Annotated in this window: 12 protein-coding genes; 10 read left to right on the top strand and 2 right to left on the bottom strand. The window is 68.8% G+C overall.

Annotation, left to right across the window (positions count from 1 at the left end):
* Positions 1-12: 12 nt before the first annotated feature.
* Entirely contained in the window at positions 13-1551 is a 1539-nt protein-coding gene (locus tag ABD466_RS13800) for a serine/threonine-protein kinase (RefSeq protein ID WP_344657402.1), read from the bottom strand.
* 417 nt (positions 1552-1968) lie between these two features.
* Between ABD466_RS13800 and ABD466_RS13805 the strand changes: the two genes are divergently transcribed.
* From ABD466_RS13805 to ABD466_RS13830, 6 genes are all read left to right on the top strand, one after another.
* Positions 1969-2988, top strand: coding sequence for a LacI family DNA-binding transcriptional regulator (locus ABD466_RS13805; RefSeq protein WP_344657403.1), 1020 nt, complete (start codon positions 1969-1971; stop codon positions 2986-2988).
* 108 nt (positions 2989-3096) lie between these two features.
* On the top strand, positions 3097-4386 hold the full coding sequence (locus ABD466_RS13810) for a sugar ABC transporter substrate-binding protein (protein WP_344657404.1): 1290 nt from the start codon (positions 3097-3099) through the stop codon (positions 4384-4386).
* A gap of 25 nt (positions 4387-4411) precedes the next feature.
* The gene (locus tag ABD466_RS13815; RefSeq protein WP_344657405.1) at positions 4412-5395 is read left to right on the top strand and encodes a carbohydrate ABC transporter permease; all 984 of its coding nucleotides are present in this window, start codon (positions 4412-4414) and stop codon (positions 5393-5395) included.
* Positions 5395-6225: a carbohydrate ABC transporter permease gene (locus ABD466_RS13820; protein ID WP_344657406.1), complete on the top strand. Its 831-nt coding sequence runs from the start codon at positions 5395-5397 to the stop codon at positions 6223-6225. Before ABD466_RS13815 ends, ABD466_RS13820 begins: the two co-directional genes overlap by 1 nt.
* A gap of 13 nt (positions 6226-6238) precedes the next feature.
* Positions 6239-7972, top strand: coding sequence for an amylo-alpha-1,6-glucosidase (locus ABD466_RS13825; protein ID WP_344657407.1), 1734 nt, complete (start codon positions 6239-6241; stop codon positions 7970-7972).
* A 206-nt stretch (positions 7973-8178) separates the two neighbouring features.
* Positions 8179-9504: a CE1 family esterase gene (locus tag ABD466_RS13830; RefSeq protein ID WP_344657408.1), complete on the top strand. Its 1326-nt coding sequence runs from the start codon at positions 8179-8181 to the stop codon at positions 9502-9504.
* Positions 9505-9580: 76 nt separating this feature from the next.
* On the opposite strand, the gene ABD466_RS13835 is transcribed toward ABD466_RS13830, so the two are convergent.
* Positions 9581-10972 (bottom strand): serine hydrolase domain-containing protein, encoded by a 1392-nt coding sequence (locus ABD466_RS13835; protein WP_344657409.1) that lies wholly within the window; start codon positions 10970-10972, stop codon positions 9581-9583.
* Between the two features lie 175 nt (positions 10973-11147).
* Here ABD466_RS13835 and ABD466_RS13840 point away from each other — a divergent pair, with 175 nt between their 5' ends.
* The 4 genes from ABD466_RS13840 (at position 11148) to ABD466_RS13855 (ending at position 19273) form a co-directional block, all read left to right on the top strand.
* Entirely contained in the window at positions 11148-14189 is a 3042-nt protein-coding gene (locus tag ABD466_RS13840; protein ID WP_344657410.1) for a glycoside hydrolase family 9 protein, read from the top strand.
* Between the two features lie 18 nt (positions 14190-14207).
* The gene (locus ABD466_RS13845; protein ID WP_344657411.1) at positions 14208-16367 is read left to right on the top strand and encodes a cellulose binding domain-containing protein; all 2160 of its coding nucleotides are present in this window, start codon (positions 14208-14210) and stop codon (positions 16365-16367) included.
* A 260-nt stretch (positions 16368-16627) separates the two neighbouring features.
* Complete coding sequence (locus ABD466_RS13850; RefSeq protein WP_344657412.1) at positions 16628-18127, top strand: glycoside hydrolase family 62 protein; 1500 nt, start codon at positions 16628-16630, stop codon at positions 18125-18127.
* A 30-nt stretch (positions 18128-18157) separates the two neighbouring features.
* On the top strand, positions 18158-19273 hold the full coding sequence (locus tag ABD466_RS13855) for a glycoside hydrolase family 11 protein (RefSeq protein ID WP_344657413.1): 1116 nt from the start codon (positions 18158-18160) through the stop codon (positions 19271-19273).
* Positions 19274-19407 lie beyond the last annotated feature (134 nt).

Genomic DNA, 19407 nt, shown 5'->3' on the forward strand with positions numbered 1-19407 from the left:
GGGTGACGTCGGTCAGGTGCCTCGTTTGGCGGCGATCGCGTAGTAGAGGAGGATCAAGTAGGCGGCGAGGGGGATGGTGTAGACGAAGAGCCCCAGTCCCGGAGTGGGTGAGGGATAGGTGCCGGCGGCGTCCGTGGCTCGGATGAAGCTCCCTGCGTGTTTCGTCTGGACTGGCAGCCAGACCCAGAATGTCGCGAAGATGACAGCTGGAAGGTTCATCAGCGACACCAGTGCCGCGACGCCGTCCTTGACCTGTCTGAGGGTCATGAGCAGGCCGATGATGAGGGCTGCGGCGGGCAGCACGATGCACAGGGCTGTGGCCCAACTTCTGTAGTTCTGGTCTCCCAGGCTGGTGAAGCTGGTGTAAAGGCTGACGTAGCTGGTATGGCTGCTGGTCGCCTGCGTGGTCTTGCCCGCCAGGTATGCGGCTGCATTGCTGTAGGTCTGCTTGACGCCGACCCCGGTGGGGATCAGCAACCCCGCTGCGAGCAACGCCGCGGCTGTGCCGAGGCAGAGCAGCCGATCGCGCAACGCTTCCGGTTCGGGTGCGGTCCCGTCCGGCTCGTGGCGCTGCGACGGATCAGGTCCGGCGGTGGCCGGCTCCGGTTCCTTGCCCGGCGCTGACACCTCGGCGGTGAGGGTCTTCGTCCTTGCCGGCCTTCCGGCCGTGGCGGCGCCGTGCAACAGCTGTGCTGCCTCCGGTCCGGTCAGGCGGTGGTCGGGGTCCTTCACGGTCAGGCCCTCGATCACCGCCGCCAGCTTCCGTCCGGCGTTCCCCGGTGCTGGAAGTGGTTCCAGCAGCACGGCCGACAAGGTGGCCACACCCGAGCCGCGGTGAAACGGGGAGACGCCTTCGACCGCGTGATAGAGGGTCACGCCCAACGAGAACAGATCGGAGGCCGGTGTCGCCGGTTCACCCTGGGCACGCTCGGGGGCGATGTACTCCAGGGAGCCGATCACCATGTCCTCGGCAGTCATGGCCGAGGTTTCGGCAGATTTGGCGATGCCGAAGTCCGTGAGCAGGATCCGGCCGTCGTCGGCCATCATGATGTTGGCCGGTTTCACGTCCCGGTGCGTGATCCCGGCGGCGTGGCAGGCGGCCAGTGCCGACAGCAACGCGGACGCGATCTGCTTGACCTGCGGCCTGGGTATCGGGCCGTCGGCGGCGATCTGTTCAGCCAGTGATCGGCCGGGAACGTACTGCATGACAGTCCACGGCGTCCCCCGCTCCACGACGACATCATGCACGGTGACCACATTCGGATGGTCCCGCAGCCGGGCAGCACTGCGGGCTTCCCGGGCCGCACGCTCGATGCGCTCGACGGTCTCTTCCGGTGTCGCGCCGGGCGTGACGAGCACCTCCTTGACCGCCACGTCGACGTTCAGCGTCTGGTCCCGCGCCAGCCACACCCTGCCGAACCCGCCTGTGCCGAGTTGGCGCACCAGCTGGTACCGACCACCAGCCAGAGCCAGCCCGTGCGCAGCAACGGTGGAAGGGACGTTCGAGGACGCAACCACAAGACCCCCGGTCTCTGCGGATGGACAAGCCACATTGGAACGTCAGTCTACTGAACCGCCTTCGCCTGTCAGCGGCGGCACGATCAGTCGGCCGTCTGGACTTGGAGCTTGCCGACACCGGTCATGGGCCCGGCTGTCGTGATCGCGAGCCGCTTCCTGGTTCGGGGATGTGCCATGGTGACCGTCCTTCGGATGACGAAACGCGATGGTGCACAACGGAATCGCCAGTCGAACCGGTTCGTCAGAACGTAGAGGTGCGGCTCGCGCCTGTCAACGGCCGGGCCGAGGCGATCCCGGAGCCTCTGGAGGCGCAGGGCCCTGAAGTGGGGGAGGGATCGTCGCTCGTCGTTCACATGGTTGACACGTACCCCGGGCGCGCCTACCCTCGCTTCACATCGCTGGTCGAACCGGTTCGATCAGAAGCCATCGTCGACATCGGAGACGCCGCGCGTGAACATCGGTGAGATAGCCCGCAGGGCGGGAGTGTCCCGCAGCACCGTGTCCTACGCGCTGTCCGGGAAGCGGTCGATCTCGCCCGCGACCCGGGCGCGCATCCAGGCGGTGATCGACGAGCTCGGCTACCAGCCGAGCGCCACCGCGCGGGCCTTGTCCTCCGGGGAGACCCGGACCCTGGGTCTGGTGTTCCCTCCGGCCGGCAGCCACTACACCGACATGCAGCTCGACTTCATCGGCAGCCTCGTGGAGGCCGCCGCCGGGTTCGGCTACGACGTGTTGCTGGCCGCCGCCGTCGGCGACGGACAGCAGGGGCTGCGGAGGCTGGTCGCCGAGCGGCGGGTGGACGGCGCGGTCCTGATGGAGATCCGGCTGGACGACGCACGCGTCGACTACCTCGCCGAGGCCGGCTTCCCGTTCGTCACCATAGGCCGCACCGGCGAGCCGGAGCGCACCCGCTGGGTCGACCTGGACTACACCGCCCTGGTCCGTTCCTGCGTGACGCACCTCGTGCAGCTCGGGCACCGGCGGATCGCGTTCGTCAACCGCTCGGAGCGGCTGTTCCACGCCGGGTACGAGTCGGCGCACCGGAGCCTGACCGGCTTCGAGCGCGCCTGCGCGGAGTACGGCGTCGTCGGCACCGCCCACCTGTGCGGCGACGACCCGGCGTCGGGAGAGGACGCGATCGGCCGGATCCTGGCCGCCGATCCCGGCACCACGGCCCTGGTGACGGTGAACGAGGCCGCACTCGGCGGGCTCTACCGCGGCCTGGCCGCCCGGGGACGCGCGATCCCCGGCGACTTCTCCGTCACCGGCATCGCCGCCGGACGCTGGGCCACCGCGGTGACGCCGCAGCTCACGGCGGCCGACGTGCCGGCGATCGAGATGGGCCGGGTCGCGGTGGAACTGCTGCTGGAACTGCTCGCCACCCCGGACGTGCCGCCCCGGCACGTCCTGCTCACGCCGCCGGTTTCCCTGCGCGCGAGCGCCGGGCCCGCACCGGCGTCAGACGACTGACCCCGCGGCGGGCCCCGGCGCCCGCCCGGACCTGAGAAATCCCGCGCTCCGCACGGCAATGCGGAGTCCATCAGCCGCCTCGCGGCGGCAGATCGAAAGGGAACGACCATGAAAGCACAGTCCATAGCCCGGCGCATCGCCTGTGCCAGTCTGGCTTTGGCGGTCACCGGGACGGCGGCCGCTTGTTCGGCGTCCAAGAGCTCCACGGGCGCGTCCGGGGCCGACACCGACAGCACGGCGGCCGCGGGCGGCGGCGGGGGTGGAACCTTCACGATCTGGGACCCGTACCCGCAGTTCGACGGCGGCTCGGCCTGGTCGCGACTGCTGACCAAGTGCGGCTCCGACGCCGGGGTCACCGTCAAGCGCACCGGCTTCGACACCACCGACCTGACCACCAAAGCTCTGCTGGCCGCGCAGCAGGGCAATCCGCCGGACGTGCTGATCGTCGACAATCCGGTGGTCTCCACGCTGGCCGACGCCGGGGTGCTCACCGACACCGGGGCCACGAAGCTCGACACCTCGGCGATCTCGCCGAACCTGCTGGCCGCCGGCCAGCTCGGCGGCAGGACCTACGGCGTGCCGATCGGCGCCAACACCCTGGCGTTGTACTACAACAAGGCGGTGCTCTCGGCCGCGGGGGTGGACGTCGCCTCGGTGAAGGACTGGCCGTCGCTGACCGCGGCCCTGGCGAAGGTCACCGGAGCCGGCAAGAAGGGCATCACGTTCTCGGCGATCGGCACCGAGGAGGGGAGCTTCCAGTTCCTGCCGTGGTTCTGGGGCTCCGGCGCGAACCTGAAGCAGCTCGACTCCGCGCAGGGCGTTTCGGCCGTGAGCCTGTGGGCCGACTGGCTGAAGAAGGGCTACGCACCGAACTCCGTCATCAACAACACGCAGACGACCAGCTGGCAGGAGTTCGCCACCGGACAGTACGCCTTCGCCGAGAACGGCACCTGGCAGCTGGCCAACGCCAAGAAGGCGGGCTTCGACTACGGGATCATCCCGATCCCGGCTGCGAGCGGCGGCACCGCGGCGGCGCCGACCGGCGGCGAGTTCGTCACCATCCCGGTCCAGGACAAGACCGACCGGTACGCCACTTCGCAGAAGCTCGTGGCCTGCCTGACCAGCGCCGACAACGCACTGGCCACCGACACCACCCTGTCCTACGTCGCCGCGACCAAGGACGTCCAGGCCAAGCAGGTGGCCGCGAACCCCGACCTGAAGCCCTGGGTCGACGCGGTCGCCGCGGCCAAGGGCCGGACGAGCGACGACCTGGGGACGAAGTACCCGAAGATCTCGCAGCCGTTGTGGACCGCCGTGCAGGCCGCCCTCAGCGGGTCGGCCTCGCCCCAGGCCGCGCTGAAGACCGCGCAGAGCGCGGCCGCCGCGGCGACCAAGTGACGCCGAGGACCGAAGGCGCCGCTTCATGAACTCCGTGACACGGACTGGGGCACGGTCTGTGCGGGGCGCGCGCGGGGCGGCTGCGACCGCCCCGCGGCGCGCGCCGTCGCCCCGGCACCCATCCCGCACCCGCTCGACGAACTGGGCCGGCTGGGCCTTTCTCGCCCCGGTCACGATCTACCTGCTCGCCTTCTACGCCTACCCGATGTACCGCAACATCGAGCTCAGCCTCCGCCACTACACGGTGCGTTCCTTCGTCCACGGCGGCGCTCCGTTCACCGGCCTGGAGAACTATCGCAAGATCCTGAGCGACCCGGCGTTCGGCCCGGCCCTGAAGCACACGCTGGTGTTCACCGGCGTGTCGATCCTGTGCCAGTTCTGGATCGGCATGGCGCTCGCGGTGTTCTTCAGCCGGAACTTCCGCCTCTCGGCGACGCTGCGCGCGCTGTTCCTGGTGCCCTGGCTGCTGCCGCTGATCGTGTCGGCGTCGACCTGGTCGTGGATGCTCAACAGCGACTCCGGCGTCGTCAACCACGTGCTGCACGGCCTGGGCGTCGCCCCGGTCGACTGGCTGACGTCGCCGACGTGGGCGCTGGCCTCGGTGACGATCGCGAACATCTGGATCGGCATCCCGTTCAACCTCGTGATGCTCTACAGCGGGATCCAGGCGATCCCGGACGACTTGTACGAGGCCGCGGAGCTGGACGGCGCGAGCGCGTGGCAGCGCTTCTGGAAGGTCACGTTCCCGCTGCTGCGGCCGGTCGCGGCGATCACGCTGCTGCTCGGGCTGGTCTACACGCTGAAGGTCTTCGACATCATCTGGATCATGACGAAGGGCGGTCCGGCCGGTTCCTCGGCGACCTTCGCGACGTGGTCCTACCAGCTGGGCTTCGGGAACCTGCTGCCCGAGTTCGGGCCCGGGGCGGCGGTCGGCAACCTGCTGGTCGTCATGGCCCTGGCCTTCGGACTGGTCTACGTCCGCGCCCAGCGCAAGCAGCGGGAGGCGTGATGCGGAAGTCCCGATCCCAGCACGTCGCGCGCTGGAAGACGGCCGTCGGGCTCGGTCTGACCGGGCTGATGCTGTTTCCGGTCTACTGGATGATCAACGAGTCGTTGACGCGGGACCAGGACATGCGCAAGACGCCGCCGGACTGGCTCCCCGTCCACGGAACGCTCGACGGATACCGTGCCGTTCTGCACCAGCAGCTCCCTTATCTCGGCACGAGCCTGTTCATCGGCTTGGGGACGGTCGCGCTGACCGTGGCGGTCGCGGCGCCGGCCGGCTACGCCCTGGCCAAACTCCGTCCCCCGGGCGGCGGCGTTCTGAGCTTCGCCCTGCTGATGGCGCAGATGATCCCCGGCATCATCATGGCGATGGGCTTCTATGCCATCTACCTGAATCTGGGCGTGCTCAACAGCGTGCCGGGCCTGATCGTGGCCGACTCGACGATCGCGGTCCCGTTCGGGACCCTGGTGTTCGCCGCGTTCATGTCCGGCATCCCCGAGGAGCTGATGCAGGCGGCGAAGACCGACGGTGCCGGACAGGTGCGGACCTTCTGGTCGATCGTCATGCCGGTCAGCCGCAACGCCGTCGTCACCGTGTCGCTGTTCGCGTTCCTGTGGGCGTGGTCGGACTTCATGTTCGCCAATACTCTCGACAGCGGTGGCGGCGCGCAGCCGATCACCCTCGGCATCTACCACTACATCGGCAACAACAACCAGCAGTGGAACGCCATCATGGCCACCGCGGTCGTGGCCTCGATCCCGGCCACCGTCCTGCTCGTGGTCGCCCAGCGCTATGTCGCCGCCGGTGTGACCGCAGGTGCGGTCAAGGACTGAAGAAAGATCACTTATGACCATCACCGGAACCCTTCCGGCGTTCGACGTTCGCGAGATCCCGTTCAGCCACCACGGTTCGTGGTTCGGCATCTCGCCGGTGATCGGCGAGGCCGCCTACGCCGACGACCTCCATCTCGTCTCCCACCAGAACGGACTGCACGCGGTCCTGCGTCTCACACCGGCCGATCCGTCCGGCTCGCGCGTCGAGGCGGCCGTCGCCGCGACGCCGGCCCGGCTTGCCTGGACGGTTCAGGACTCCGGGGTCGAGCTCGCCTACGAAACAGCCGACACGGTTCGGGTGCGGGGCGGCGGTACGGGACTGGGGCTGCGCATCAGTGCGGCCGACACGATACTGGGCCCGTTCAGCGGACCGTACTTCTACCGCGATCCGGTCGACGGGTCCTACATCTACACGCTCTACCAGACCGGTCGCCGCTACCGGATCACCGTGCTGGCGGGTGAGCCGGCTGAAGTGTTCGGACTCCAGGCCCTGGGAACCGCGGCACGCGGGCTCCATCTCCCCGCGGATCAGCCCTGGGAGATCGCCATTGAGGAGTTCGACAGCGCTCGACCGCGCTACCGCCGTGCCGCCACGTTCGATGACGCGGCTCAGGCGTCGGCCGCGGGGTTCGTCGCCTTCGTGGACGCTGTCGCGCCTTGGCGCAGCGACCGGACTCCGGCTGCGGAGCTCGCGGCGTATGTCCTGTGGTCGGCGACCGTCCGTCCGGCCGGGTTCCTCTCCCGCCCCGGTGTACTGATGTCCAAGCACTGGATGGACAAGGTCTGGAGCTGGGATCATTGCTTCAACGCCATCGCGCTGGCCGCCGGTGCGCCAGAGCTGGCCCTGGACCAGTTCCAGATCCCGTTCGACCACCAGGACGAGACCGGTGCGCTTCCCGATTCGGTGACGCACTCCGAGATCCTCTACAACTACGTCAAGCCACCTATTCACGGCTGGGCGCTGGGGCACCTGCGTGGCCGACTGCCCCGCGCACTGACCCGGGCCGAGATCGCGGACCTCTACGCCAGACTCTCCTCCTGGACGCAGTTCTGGCTGACCGCGCGCCGGGTCCCCGGCCAGGCGTTGCCCCACTATCAGCACGGCAACGACAGCGGCTGGGACAACGCCACCACCTTCGACGCCGATCGCGTCGTGCAGACGTCGGATCTGGCGGCGTTCCTGATCCTGCAGCTCGACCGGCTCGCCGGACTGGCCGACGAGCTCGGGCTCCCCGACGAGGCCGCCGGGTGGCGGCGCCAAGAGGCGGACGTGCGGGCCGCGATGCTGACGACGCTGTGGGCGGACGGCAGGTTCGTCGCGCGCGGTGCGGCGACCGGGCGGCCCGTGGGCAGTACGAGTCTGCTGGACCTGATGGCGATCGTCCTGGGACCGGATCTGCCCGACGACGTCCGCGGCGCCCTGGCCCGCGACATCGAGGCGCACCTGACGCCGCACGGTCTGGCCACTGAGCAGCCGTCGTCGGAACACTACGAAGCCGACGGTTACTGGCGCGGCCCGATCTGGGCCCCGTCCACGATCCTGATCGAGGACGGTCTGCGCCGCGCGGGGTTCACAGAGCTCGCGGACGACGTCAGCAGCCGGTTCCGGGCGTTGTGCGAGAAGTCCGGCTTCGCAGAGAACTTCGACGCTCTGTCCGGCGCCGGACTGCGTGATCGGGCGTACACGTGGACGGCCAGCGGCTATCTGATCCTCGCCGCGGCGTACGAGTCGCGGAGGAACCGCTAGGGAGACGGATAACGTCCAGGTCGACGACTACTGGGTGTCCGCCTGCTGAGAATCGGTCTGAAACTTTCGGCCGTCGGCGGCGCCGGTAGCGGCGTCGACCAGGCATCAGGGCCGAAGAGTACGACACATCGATTGCCCGTTCCCGGGAGGGTTCGTAGCATCCCGTCGAACCGATCGTGCGAATCGATTCGACGGAGGGTGAGGCCATGCAGAAACGCAGAGCCGTGTTCGGGCCGGTCGCGCTCATGGCGCTCCTGGTCGCCCTGGTGAGCGCGCTGACGGTGTACGGAGGTCTCGGCAGTGCGGCGGCGTCGCCAGGCGCCGCGCCCGCCGCGGCCTCCGGCGGGTGCGGCAAGGCTCCGGCCCTGGCCAGCGGCACGCACACGATCCAGAGCGGCGGCCAGACCCGCAGCTACATCCTGCGGCTCCCCGCCGGCTACGACAGCAGTCACCCCTACCGGCTGGTCTTCGGGTTCCACTGGCTCGGGGGCACCATGAACGACGTCGACTCCGGCGGCACCGACGGCTACAACTGGTCCTACTACGGGCTGCGGCGGCTGGCCGACGCCGCGGGCAACGGCACGATCTTCGTCGCACCGCAAGGCAACAGCAACGGCTGGGCCAACCCCGGCGGGCAAGATGTGACCTTCGTCGACGACATGCTCAACCAGTTCGAAACAGGCCTGTGCGTCGACACCGGACAGATCTTCTCCAGCGGCTTCAGCTACGGCGCCGCGATGTCCTATGCGCTGGCCTGCGCACGGCCGAACGTCTTCCGCGCGGTCGCGGTCTACTCCGGCGCGAACCTGAGCGGATGCAGCGGTGGCACGCAGCCCGTCGCCTACATCGGGCTGCACGGCATCCGGGACAACGTCCTGCCGATCGCGGACGGCCGATCGCTCCGCGACACCTTCGTCCGGAACAACCACTGCACCCCGCAGAACCCGCCCGAACCGGCATACGGCAGCCTGACACACATCGTCACCGCCTACTCCGGATGCCAGACCGGGTACCCGGTCGTCTGGGCCGCCTTCGACGGAGCCGGCCACGACCCCGGCCCGATCGACGGCAGCACCGGCGACGGCTGGCACACCTGGACGTCGGGAGTGGTGTGGAACTTCTTCACCCAGTTCCAGAGCGGACCCCCGAGCACCACACCCTCGACCACGCCGAGCACCACCCCGACCACCCCGTCGACCACACCCTCGACCACGCCGAGCACCACCCCGCCGCCGCCCGGGGCGTGCAGCGCCAGCTACCAGACCACCAACTCCTGGCCGGGCGGCTTCCAGGGACAGGTGACGGTGACAGCGGGGAGCACGCCGATCAGCAGCTGGACCGTCCGCTGGACGCTCGCGAGCGGCCAGACGATCACCCAGCTGTGGAGCGGCACCCTGACCACGAACGGACCCGCGGCGACCGTGGCGAACGCCGCTTACAACGGATCGCTGCCACCGGCCGGGACGACGACCTTCGGTTTCCTCGCCGACGGCACGCCGTCCAGCCCGCAGTTGACCTGCACCAGTCCGTGACCTGCCGCGAACCGCACCACGGCCGGCATCGGGAACCCTGACCCGGTGCCGGCCGCGGCCTCTCGTGCCCTGACCGTCAGAGCGCGTCCAAAGGGGTCGGCTGCGCGAGCGCGGACAGCGCGGTCGACGGTCGCCCGGTCAGCGGGATGGTCCGCCACCCGGCGTCGAACGTGCCGGTCCGCAGATCGCAGGTGATCCGGAGCTTGTGCGGCGTCTGCACGAACTGAACGTGGACGACCACCGTGTCCGCGTCGGTCCGCGCCGCGCGCGCCGCCATGTGTTCGCGCGTCGGCCAGGCGCCGGGGACCAGAGGCAGGGTGGTGACGGTGCCGTCGTCCTCGTGTAGCGCGAGGACCTGTGGCGAGAGTGCGACCCGCGTCAGCCGGGAGAGGACCGAGCTGGCGGCCGTGAACTCGCCGGTCGGCACCTCGGCTCCGGTGGGAAAGGGGAGTTGCAGGCCCGTCAGCCGGTGTTCGAGTGCTTTGTCGGCCGCCGCCGCATCGTGGCCGGCGCCTTCGAAGGCGGGGAGCAGGTGGGTCCAGGCCGCGTCGAGGACGGCCTGCATGTCCTCGGTCTCGGCGGTCAGCGCCAGGACGGCGTCCTGCTCGGGCAGGACGACGCAGAACTGGCCGTAGGCGCCGTCCCCGCGGTAGCCGTGGCGGGACATCCAGAACTGGAATCCGTATCCCTGCGACCAGTCCGGGTTCGAGCCCGTCCCGCTGTTGCCCACCTGCGCGCGGGTGGCCTCGGCCACCCATTCCGGCGCCAGCAGCTGTCGTCCGTCCCAGACTCCGCCCTGCGCATACAGCTGGCCGAGCCGGGCCACGGCTTCGGTGGTGGTGGACAGGCCGATGAAGCCGATGTCCCGTCCCGCCGGGTGCTGGACCCAGGTCGCCTTGTCGATGCCCAGCGGTTCGAACAACCGCGGTCGCAGGTACTCCGTGAGCGTCTGGCCGGTCACCCGCTGGATCACCGCGGCGAGCGTGTAGGTGGTGGGCTGGCTGTAGGCGAACGTCGTGCCCGGGACGCCGTCCGGCGGGTGGAGCAGGAAACCGCGGACCGGCTCGTCGCGGTCGGCGGCCCAGGCCCGGTCCCACTGCTCGGCGGTGTGGCCGGCGGCCATGGACGCGATGTGCCGGACCAGGATCGACCGGCTGCGCGGGTCCGTGATCTCGGCGTCCAGCTCGGGGAAGTGCGAGATGACCGGCGCGTCGAGGTCCAGCAGCCCTTCCGCCCAGGCGAGCCCGGCAGCCGTGCCGGTGAAGCTCTTGCTCAGCGAGTAAAGGTGCTGGATCCCCTGCGGGCTGTAGGGGGCCCACCAGCCCTCGGCGATCACGTGGCCGTGCCGCAGCAGCATGAGGCTGTGAGCTTCGACTCCGGACTCGCCGTCGATCGCGTCGAGGAAGGCGGAGACGCCGCGGGCGTCGGTGTTCTGCGCGGACGGCGTGCAGCGGGGGAGCGGTGTCATCGGATCTCCACAAGGGCAGGGCGGGGTTCGGCGACCCTATCGCGGGCTGCCGGGCCGCTGCGAACGGTTGCCGCCCAGATGAAACTTTCGTGAGCGGATCGGCGTCACCCCAGGTCGGTCCACGAAAGTGCCGCAGAACATTGACGCTTGGCGGTCGTTTGCCGACCGTCGCCCCATGAGATCAGGCAAGCCGCGGAACCGTGCCGCCCGAGCCCTCGCCGCCGTCGCCGCCGCCTTGTTCGCGGCGAACGCCATGGCTCTGCTGCAACCGCCCGCCGCCCGGGCGAGCACGCCTTCGAGCACCGGCGAGTTCGACTACGCCGAGGCCCTCCAGGACTCCATGCTCTTCTACGAGTCGCAGCGCTCCGGCCCGTTGCCGGCCGACAACCGGGTGCTGTGGCGCGGGCCGTCCGATCTGACCGACGGCGCGGACCACGGCCTGGACCTGACCGGCGGCTACCACGACGCCGGCGACGAGGTGAAGTTCGGCCTGCCGGCGGCGTACTCGATGACCGCGCTGGCCTGGGGCGCCATCGACGACAAGGCCGGCTACCAGAAGGCCGGGCAGTGGGCGTTCGTCGAGCGGAACCTGCGCTGGGGCGACGACTACATCATCAAGGCGCACCCGCAGCCGCACGTGTTCTACGGCCAGGTCGGCGACGGCAGCAGCGACCACAGCTTCTGGGGGCCGCCCGAGGTGAATCCCGAGCCCCGGCCGTCCTCCGCGGTCACCGAGTCGTGTCCGGGTTCTGATCTGGTCGGCCAGTCGGCGGCGGCGCTGGCGGCCTCCTCGATCGTCTTCCAGGGTGACGATCCGACCTATTCGGCCAAGCTGCTCGCGCAGGCCGAGTCGCTGTATGAGTTCGCCGACGACTACCGCGGCAAATACGACGCCTGCATCACCGGGGCCTCCGGTTTCTACACCTCGTTCAGCGGCTACTGGGACGAGCTGGTCTGGGGTGCGCTGTGGCTCTACAAGGCGACCGGCGACACCACCTATCTCACCAAGGCCGAGAACTACTTCCCGAACCTGAACAAGGCGAACCAGACCACGACCCCGGAATACGCCTGGACCATCAGCTGGGACGACTCGTCCTACGCCTCCTACATCCTTCTCGCGCAGATCACCGGTCAGCAGCAGTACATCGACGACGCCGAACGCAACCTCGACTGGTTCACCACTGGCTACAACGGCCAGCACGTGGCCATGTCACCGGGCGGCGAGGCGCAGGTCGACGTGTGGGGCACGGCCCGCTACTCGGCGAACGAGGCCTACCTGGCACTCGACTTCGCGAACTGGCTGAAGGCCAAGAGCCTCGACCCGACGCGCCAACAGACGTATCACGACTTCGCGGTACGGCAGATCAACTACATCCTCGGCGACAACCCGGGCCACGAGAGCTACGAGGTCGGATTCACCAACGGCGGCACCAACACCTCTTGGCCGCAGTTCATCCACAACCGGCCGGCACACGGCTCGTGGGACCAGAGCATGAGCGACCCGCCCTACACCCGGCATCTCGACTACGGCCTGCTGGTCGGCGGCCCGACCTCGGGCGACGGCTTCACGGACAGCCGGACCAACTACCAGCAGACCGAGGGCGCACTGGACTACAACGCCCTGTTCTCCGGCGCCCTGGCCGAGCTCACCAGCGAGTACGGCGGCACACCGAGGGTGGACTTCCCGCCGACCGAGACCCCGGACGGGGCCGAGGAGTTCATGCAAGCGGCGCCCAACCAGACCGGCACGAACTTCATCGAGATCAAGGCCCAGGTCGTCAACAAGTCCGGTTGGCCCGCCCGGCACCTCACCAACGGCTCGTTCCGGTACTACTTCACGCTCGACCCCGGGGAGACACCCTCCCAGATACAGCTGTCATCGCCGTACAGCCAGTGCAGCGCACCGAGCCCCATCACGCAGTTCTCCGGCTCGACCTACTACCTCACAGTCAGTTGCGCCGGTCAGGACATCGCCCCCGCAGGGCAGTCGGCGTTCCATCGGGAGGTGCAGTTCCGGATCACCTTCCCGGCGGCGCACGACTACACGAAGGACTGGTCCTACCAGGGGCTGGCCGGGCTCCCCACCAACGCGACACCGGTGACGACGAACTACATCGAGCTTTACGACGGTGCCACCAAGGTCTGGGGCTCCGGACCCGGCGGTGGCGGGACCGTCACGCCGCCGAGTGCCCCCGGCACGCCGACGGCGTCGGCGATCACCGCGACCGGCGCGACCCTGACCTGGCCCGCCGCCACCGCGGGCACCAACCCGATCGCCGGTTACGACGTCTACAGCGTCTCCGGCTCGACCTCCACCAAGGTCGCCTCGTCCACGACGACGTCGGCGGCGCTGACCGGTCTGACGCCGTCGACCGCCTACACGTTCGACGTCGTCGCGCGGGACAGCGCCGGCAACCTCTCGGCGGTCTCGCCGACGGTGAGCGTGACCACCGCCTCCGCCACTCCGCCTGGCGCGCCAGGCAGCCTCACCGTGACCGGAGTGACGGCGAGTACCGTCGGGCTGAGCTGGACAGCGGCGACGCCGGGCACACTGCCGATCGCGAACTACGTGGTCTACCAAACCGGAGCGTCCGCGACCGCCGTCGCCACGGTGCCCGGAACGGCGACGGCCGCGACCGTCAGCAACCTGAGTCCGGCAACCGCTTATCAGTTCTATGTTGTGGCCGAGGACAGCGGCGGGCAGTCGTCGCCGGCATCGGCCACCGTGAGTGCGACGACGGTCACGGCACCGCCCGCCTCGCTTACGGCGCAGTACCAGACCAGCGTCACCGCGGCCACGACCGGCCAGCTTCAGCCGATGCTGAACCTGGTCAACAACGGAACCAGCGCGATCTCCCTGTCGTCGGTGACCGTCCGGTACTGGTTCACCGCCGACGGCGGCGCGAGCACCTTCACCACCAACTGCTGGTACGCGGTCCTCGGCTGCGCGAACGTCACGCAGTCCGTCGTCGCGATGTCCGCGCCGGTTACCGGGGCCGACCACTATCTGCAGGTCGGCTTCACCGCCGGGGCGGGGAGCCTGGCCGTCGGCGCGTCGACCGGCCAGATCCAGAACGCGGTCAACAAGACCGACTGGTCGAACTTCACACAGACCGGCGACTACAGCTTCAACGCCGCCGACACCGCCTTCACCGCGAACCCCGCGATCACGGTCTACGTCGGCGGCCTCCTGGTCTACGGCACCGAACCCCACTGAGTCCAGCAAGGAGAAGGCATGCGAAACCGTTGGAGAACCAAGGCGCGCTCTCTCGCCTTGGCCGCGGCCACGACCCTGGCGGGCGCGGTCATGCTCGCGGGACCGGCGGCGCCGGACGCGTCCGCCGCCACCGCGGTGTCCGTGACCGTGAACGGCACAGCGGGACTGGGCACCATCCCGGGCGGCGCGATCGGTCTGAACACCGCCGTCTACGACGGGTACATGAACGACACCCCGATCCCGGGGCTGCTCAAGGCCGCAGGAATCAACGCTCTGCGCTACCCGGGCGGCTCCTACTCGGACATCTACAACTGGCAGACCAACGTGGCCCAGGGCGGTTACGACGCCCCGAACACGAGCTTCGCGGACTTCATGGGCACCGCGCAGGCGGCCTCGGCGAGTCCCGTCATCACCGTGAACTACGGCACCGGGACACCGGCGCTCGCCGCGTCCTGGGTGCAGAACGCCACGGTGACGAACAAGTACGGCGTCTCCTACTGGGAGGTCGGCAACGAGGTCTACGGCAACGGTACCTACGGCGCGAACTGGGAGGCCGACGCACACTGCCAGACGTCCTCCGGAACCCCGGTCACGATCGGCAGCGAGCCGTCGCAGACCTACAACTGCGGTCCGGGTGTGTATGCGAACAACGTGCTGAGCTACATGTCGGCGATGAAGGCGGTCAGCTCGGGCGCGCACGTGTGCGCCGTCCTGACCACGCCGGGTAACTGGCCCGACAACGTCACCAATGCGCAGACCAGCCCGCTGCCCTGGAACCAGACGGTGCTGACCGCGCTCGGTGCCAAGACCGACTGTGTCATCGTGCACTATTACCCCGGCGGCTCGAGTGCCGCGGCGATGCTCACCGCCACCAACCAGATCTCGGGGATCATCTCCACCGTCAAGTCGGAGATCAGCCAGTACGCGAAAGTGAACCCGGCCACCGTGCCGATTCTGGTCTCCGAGGCCAACTCGAACGTGGACATGGACACCCAGCCGAACGCGCTGTTCGCCGCGGACATGTACATGACGTGGTTGGAGAACGGCGTCTCGAACGTGGACTGGTGGGACGAGCACAACGGCCCCGGCACCAATCCGCCGAGCGTCGTCGACGGCGCGCAGGACTACGGCGACTACGGCATCTTCTCCAGCGGCGGCAACAACAGCGGCGTGACCGAACCGGCGGTCGAGACACCGTTCGCGCCGTATTACGGCATCGAGATGCTCTCCAAACTCGGCGGGCCCGGCGACACGATGGTGAACAGCACCTCCTCTAACTCGCTGGTCAGGGTGCACGCGGTCCGCCGGGCGGGCGGCAGTCTCGACGTGCTGATCGACAACGAGGATCCGAGCACGCCCTACACGGTGAACCTCGCCTACAACGGCTTCACCCCGGCGGGCAGCCCGACCGTCTTCACCTTCGCGAACAACGGCACCTCGATCACCAGCGCGACGCAGAGCTCTGCCGCGTCGGTCACCGTCGCGCCGTACACCCTCACCGTCGTCCAGGTGCCGGGCAGCGGCGGGGGCGGCGTGACGGCACCGGGCGCGCCGGGTCAGCCGACCGTGTCGGGCCTGGCGTCCAGCACGTCGGGGAACGACTCCGGGATCGCGACGCTGAGCTGGCCCGCCGCCACCCCCGGCACGTACCCGGTCGCGTCCTACCAGGTCTACCGGCAGAACAGCGGCGGGGGCACCACTCTGGTCGGCACGACGAGCGCCACGACGCTGAACCTCAGCGGTCTGACGATCGGCACCACCTACACCTACGACGTGATCGCGGTGGACTCCCATAGCAACCCGTCGTTGCCCTCGCCACCGGTGACGTTCACCGTGCCGCCTCCGTCCGACGCGAGCTGCGCGGTGCACTACGCCGTCAGCAGCTCCTGGCCCGGTGGTTTCGGCGCGAACATCACGGTCACCAACCGCGCCGCGACGGCCGTGAACGGCTGGACCCTGACCTTCACCTGGCCGGACGCCGGCGAGGCGGTGCAGAGCGGCTGGAACGGGACGTGGACGCAGAGCGGCTCGACGGTCACCGTGGCGAACGAGGCGTGGAACGGGGCGATCGCGGCGAACGGCGGCTCGGTGAGTGTGGGCTTCAACGGCACCGACACCGGCCAGGCCCCGGCGCCCACGGCGTTCTCCCTCAACGGGACGGTGTGCGCGAACATCTGAGAACTGATCCCGGTCCGAGACAGGACATCGCCATGGCCGTGATTCATGGGATGTCCTGCTCTCGGGCCGAGTTGAAAGTTTCGCGGATTGTCACGGTGTGGCGATGGCTTTCGGGGCTGTCGCATAGGCTGTTTTCGCAGGTCACTGCCATAAGTGCGGATGGCTGGGCTCTCCGAGAGCCTCCAGGGGGACCTTGAGGTCATCGGGCTTTGGTGGCATTTTCTCGCCACGAGATCCCATCACCTCCAGGAGGGCGTCCCGTGAGTCTCTTCGATCGCCGAGCGGTACTCGCCGCCGTCGTGGCGACCGGTCTCGCCGCAGCGGGCGTGGCGGCCGTGACGGCCACCGCCCGCGCCGCCGGCGGCTGTCAGGTCGACTACAGCGTCTCCAGCCAGTGGCCGGGCGGCTTCGGCGCGAACATCACCATCAGCAACCAGGGGAGCCCGGTGACGTCCTGGCAGCTGACGTGGTCGTTCGGTGCCGGTCAGACCGTCACCCAGTTGTGGAACGGGACATACACGCAGTCCGGCGGGCATGTGAGCGTCACCAACGCCGCCTACAACGGGTCCATCCCGTCCGGTGGCAGCGTCGGCCTCGGCTTCAACGGCACGTGGACCGCTAGCAATCCGGCTCCCACGGACTTCGCGCTCAACGGTGTGCTGTGCGACGGCTCGCAGCCGCCGCCGACCACTCCGTCGACGGCGCCGTCCACTCCACCGACCACGCCGACCACGCCGACCACGCCGCCCACCAGTCCCTCGACATCCCCGAGCAGCCCGGGGGGCTCCCTGCCGAGCAGCTTCCGCTGGAACTCCAGCGGCATCCTGATCAGCCCGAAGTCCGACTCCCGGCACACCATCATCGCTGCGAAGGACCCGTCCGTCGTGTTCTTCGACGGCAAGTGGTACGTGGTGCTGTCGACCGTCGACTCGAACGGCGACTACGGGATGGCCCAGACCAGTTTCAGCGACTGGTCGCAGGCCGACTCGGCGCCGTGGACGTACCTCGACACGACGCCGATCGGCGGCGGCTACAAGACGGCACCGATGGTGTTCTACTTCGCGCCGCAGAAGCTGTGGTACGTGACCTACCAGGAGGGCTCGAACATCGGGTACTCCACGAACCCCGACATCAGCAACCCGGCCGGATGGAGCGCGCCGCACAACTTCTACAGCAACGGCATGCCGACGATCATCAGCCAGAACATCGGCGGCGGCTACTGGGTCGACAGCTGGGTGATCTGCGACTCGGCGAACTGTTACCTGTTCTCCGTCGATGACAACGGCCACGTCTACCGGTCGACGAGTTCGCTGTCGCAGTTCCCGAACGGCTTCGGTGACGGCGGCAACACCGTCATCGCCGCGTCGGCTCCCAACAAATACGACATGTTCGAGGCCGACAACGTCTACAAGGTCGATGGATCGAACACCTACCTGATGGTCGTCGAGGCCATCGGTTCCGACGGCCACCGGCTGTTCCACTCCTGGACCTCCGACAGCCTCACCGGCAGCTGGACCCCGTTGGCCGCCACGCAGTCCAACCCCTTCCTGGCGGCCTCGGACACCACCTTCAGCGGGACCCCGTGGACCCAGGACCTCAGTAGCGGCGAGGCCGTCCGCAGCGGCTACGACCAGAACGTCACGCTCAGTCCCTGTCATCTGCAGTACCTGTACCAGGGCAAGGATCCGTCCGCGAACCAGGACTACAACCACCTGCCCTGGCGCCTCGGGCTGGCGACCCAGACCAACTCCACGTGCTGAACCTCGAGGGAGACAGGAGGAAGGACGACCATGAACGACAACCCACGACGCGCAAGGGGCCGCACCCGAGGAAGGCGACTTCTGACAGCTCTCTGCGTCATGCTGCTCGCAGCCTTCGGAGTGCTTCTCCCGGGGACGGCCAGCGCCGCGACCGTGTGCAACAGCCAGACCGGGAACAGCAACGGTTACTACTTCTCGTTCTGGACTGAGGGCAGCGGGTCGGCGTGTATGAGCTTCGGCTCCGGCGGGAACTACAGCACCTCCTGGAGCAACGCCGGCAACTTCGTGGCTGGTGAGGGCTGGAGCACCGGCAGCCGGCGCACCGTGAACTACTCCGGCAGCTTCAACCCCTCCGGCAACGGTTACCTGTCGCTGTACGGCTGGACCACCAACCCGCTGGTGGAGTACTACATCACCGACAGCTGGGGCAGCTACCGGCCCACCGGCACCTACAAGGGCACCGTCACGAGCGACGGCGGCACCTACGACATCTACGAGACGCAGCGGGTCAACGCCCCCTCCATCATCGGAACCGCCACCTTCAACCAGTACTGGGCGGTGCGCCAGTCGAAGCGGGTCGGCGGCACCATCACCACCGGCAACTTCTTCGACGCCTGGGCCGCCCACGGCATGAACATGGGCCAGTACAACTACATGATCCTGGCCACCGAGGGCTACCAGAGCAGCGGCAACTCCAACATCACCGTCGACAGCTCGACAGGCGGCGGGGGAGGGGGCGGGGGCGGCGGCACCACCGGTGAGGTGCACGCGGTCGGCGCCGGCAAGTGCCTGGACGTCCCCAACGCCTCGACGACGCCGGGCGCCCAGACGCAGATCTACAGCTGCTGGGGCGGCGCGAACCAGATGTGGACCAAGACCTCGTCCGGCCAGCTGACCGTCACCATGAACGGGACCACGCTGTGCTTGGACGCGTACAACCACCAGACCACTCCAGGCACGAAGGTCGAGACCTGGACCTGCAACGGCGGCGCGAACCAGCAATGGAACGTGAACTCCAACGGCACCATCACCGGGGTGCAGTCAGGGCTCTGTCTGGATGTGAGCGGGGCGAGTACCGCGGACGGCGCGCTGGTCCAGTTGTACACGTGCAGTGGCGCTGCCAACCAGCAGTGGACGCTGGGGTGACCTCGGTCTCCGGGGCCCGGTGAGCACCGATGCGACCGGCGCCGATTCCCGCTGCCCGACGTGGGAGTCGGCGCCACCGGTTCGCGGCGCCGGTGCTCGTACGTAAGACGGCGGGCCGCCTCGTCGAACCGTGA

Origin of the sequence: Catenulispora subtropica (genome assembly GCF_039531675.1) — a bacterium.
GTDB classification, from domain to species: Bacteria; Actinomycetota; Actinomycetes; order Streptomycetales; family Catenulisporaceae; genus Catenulispora; species Catenulispora subtropica.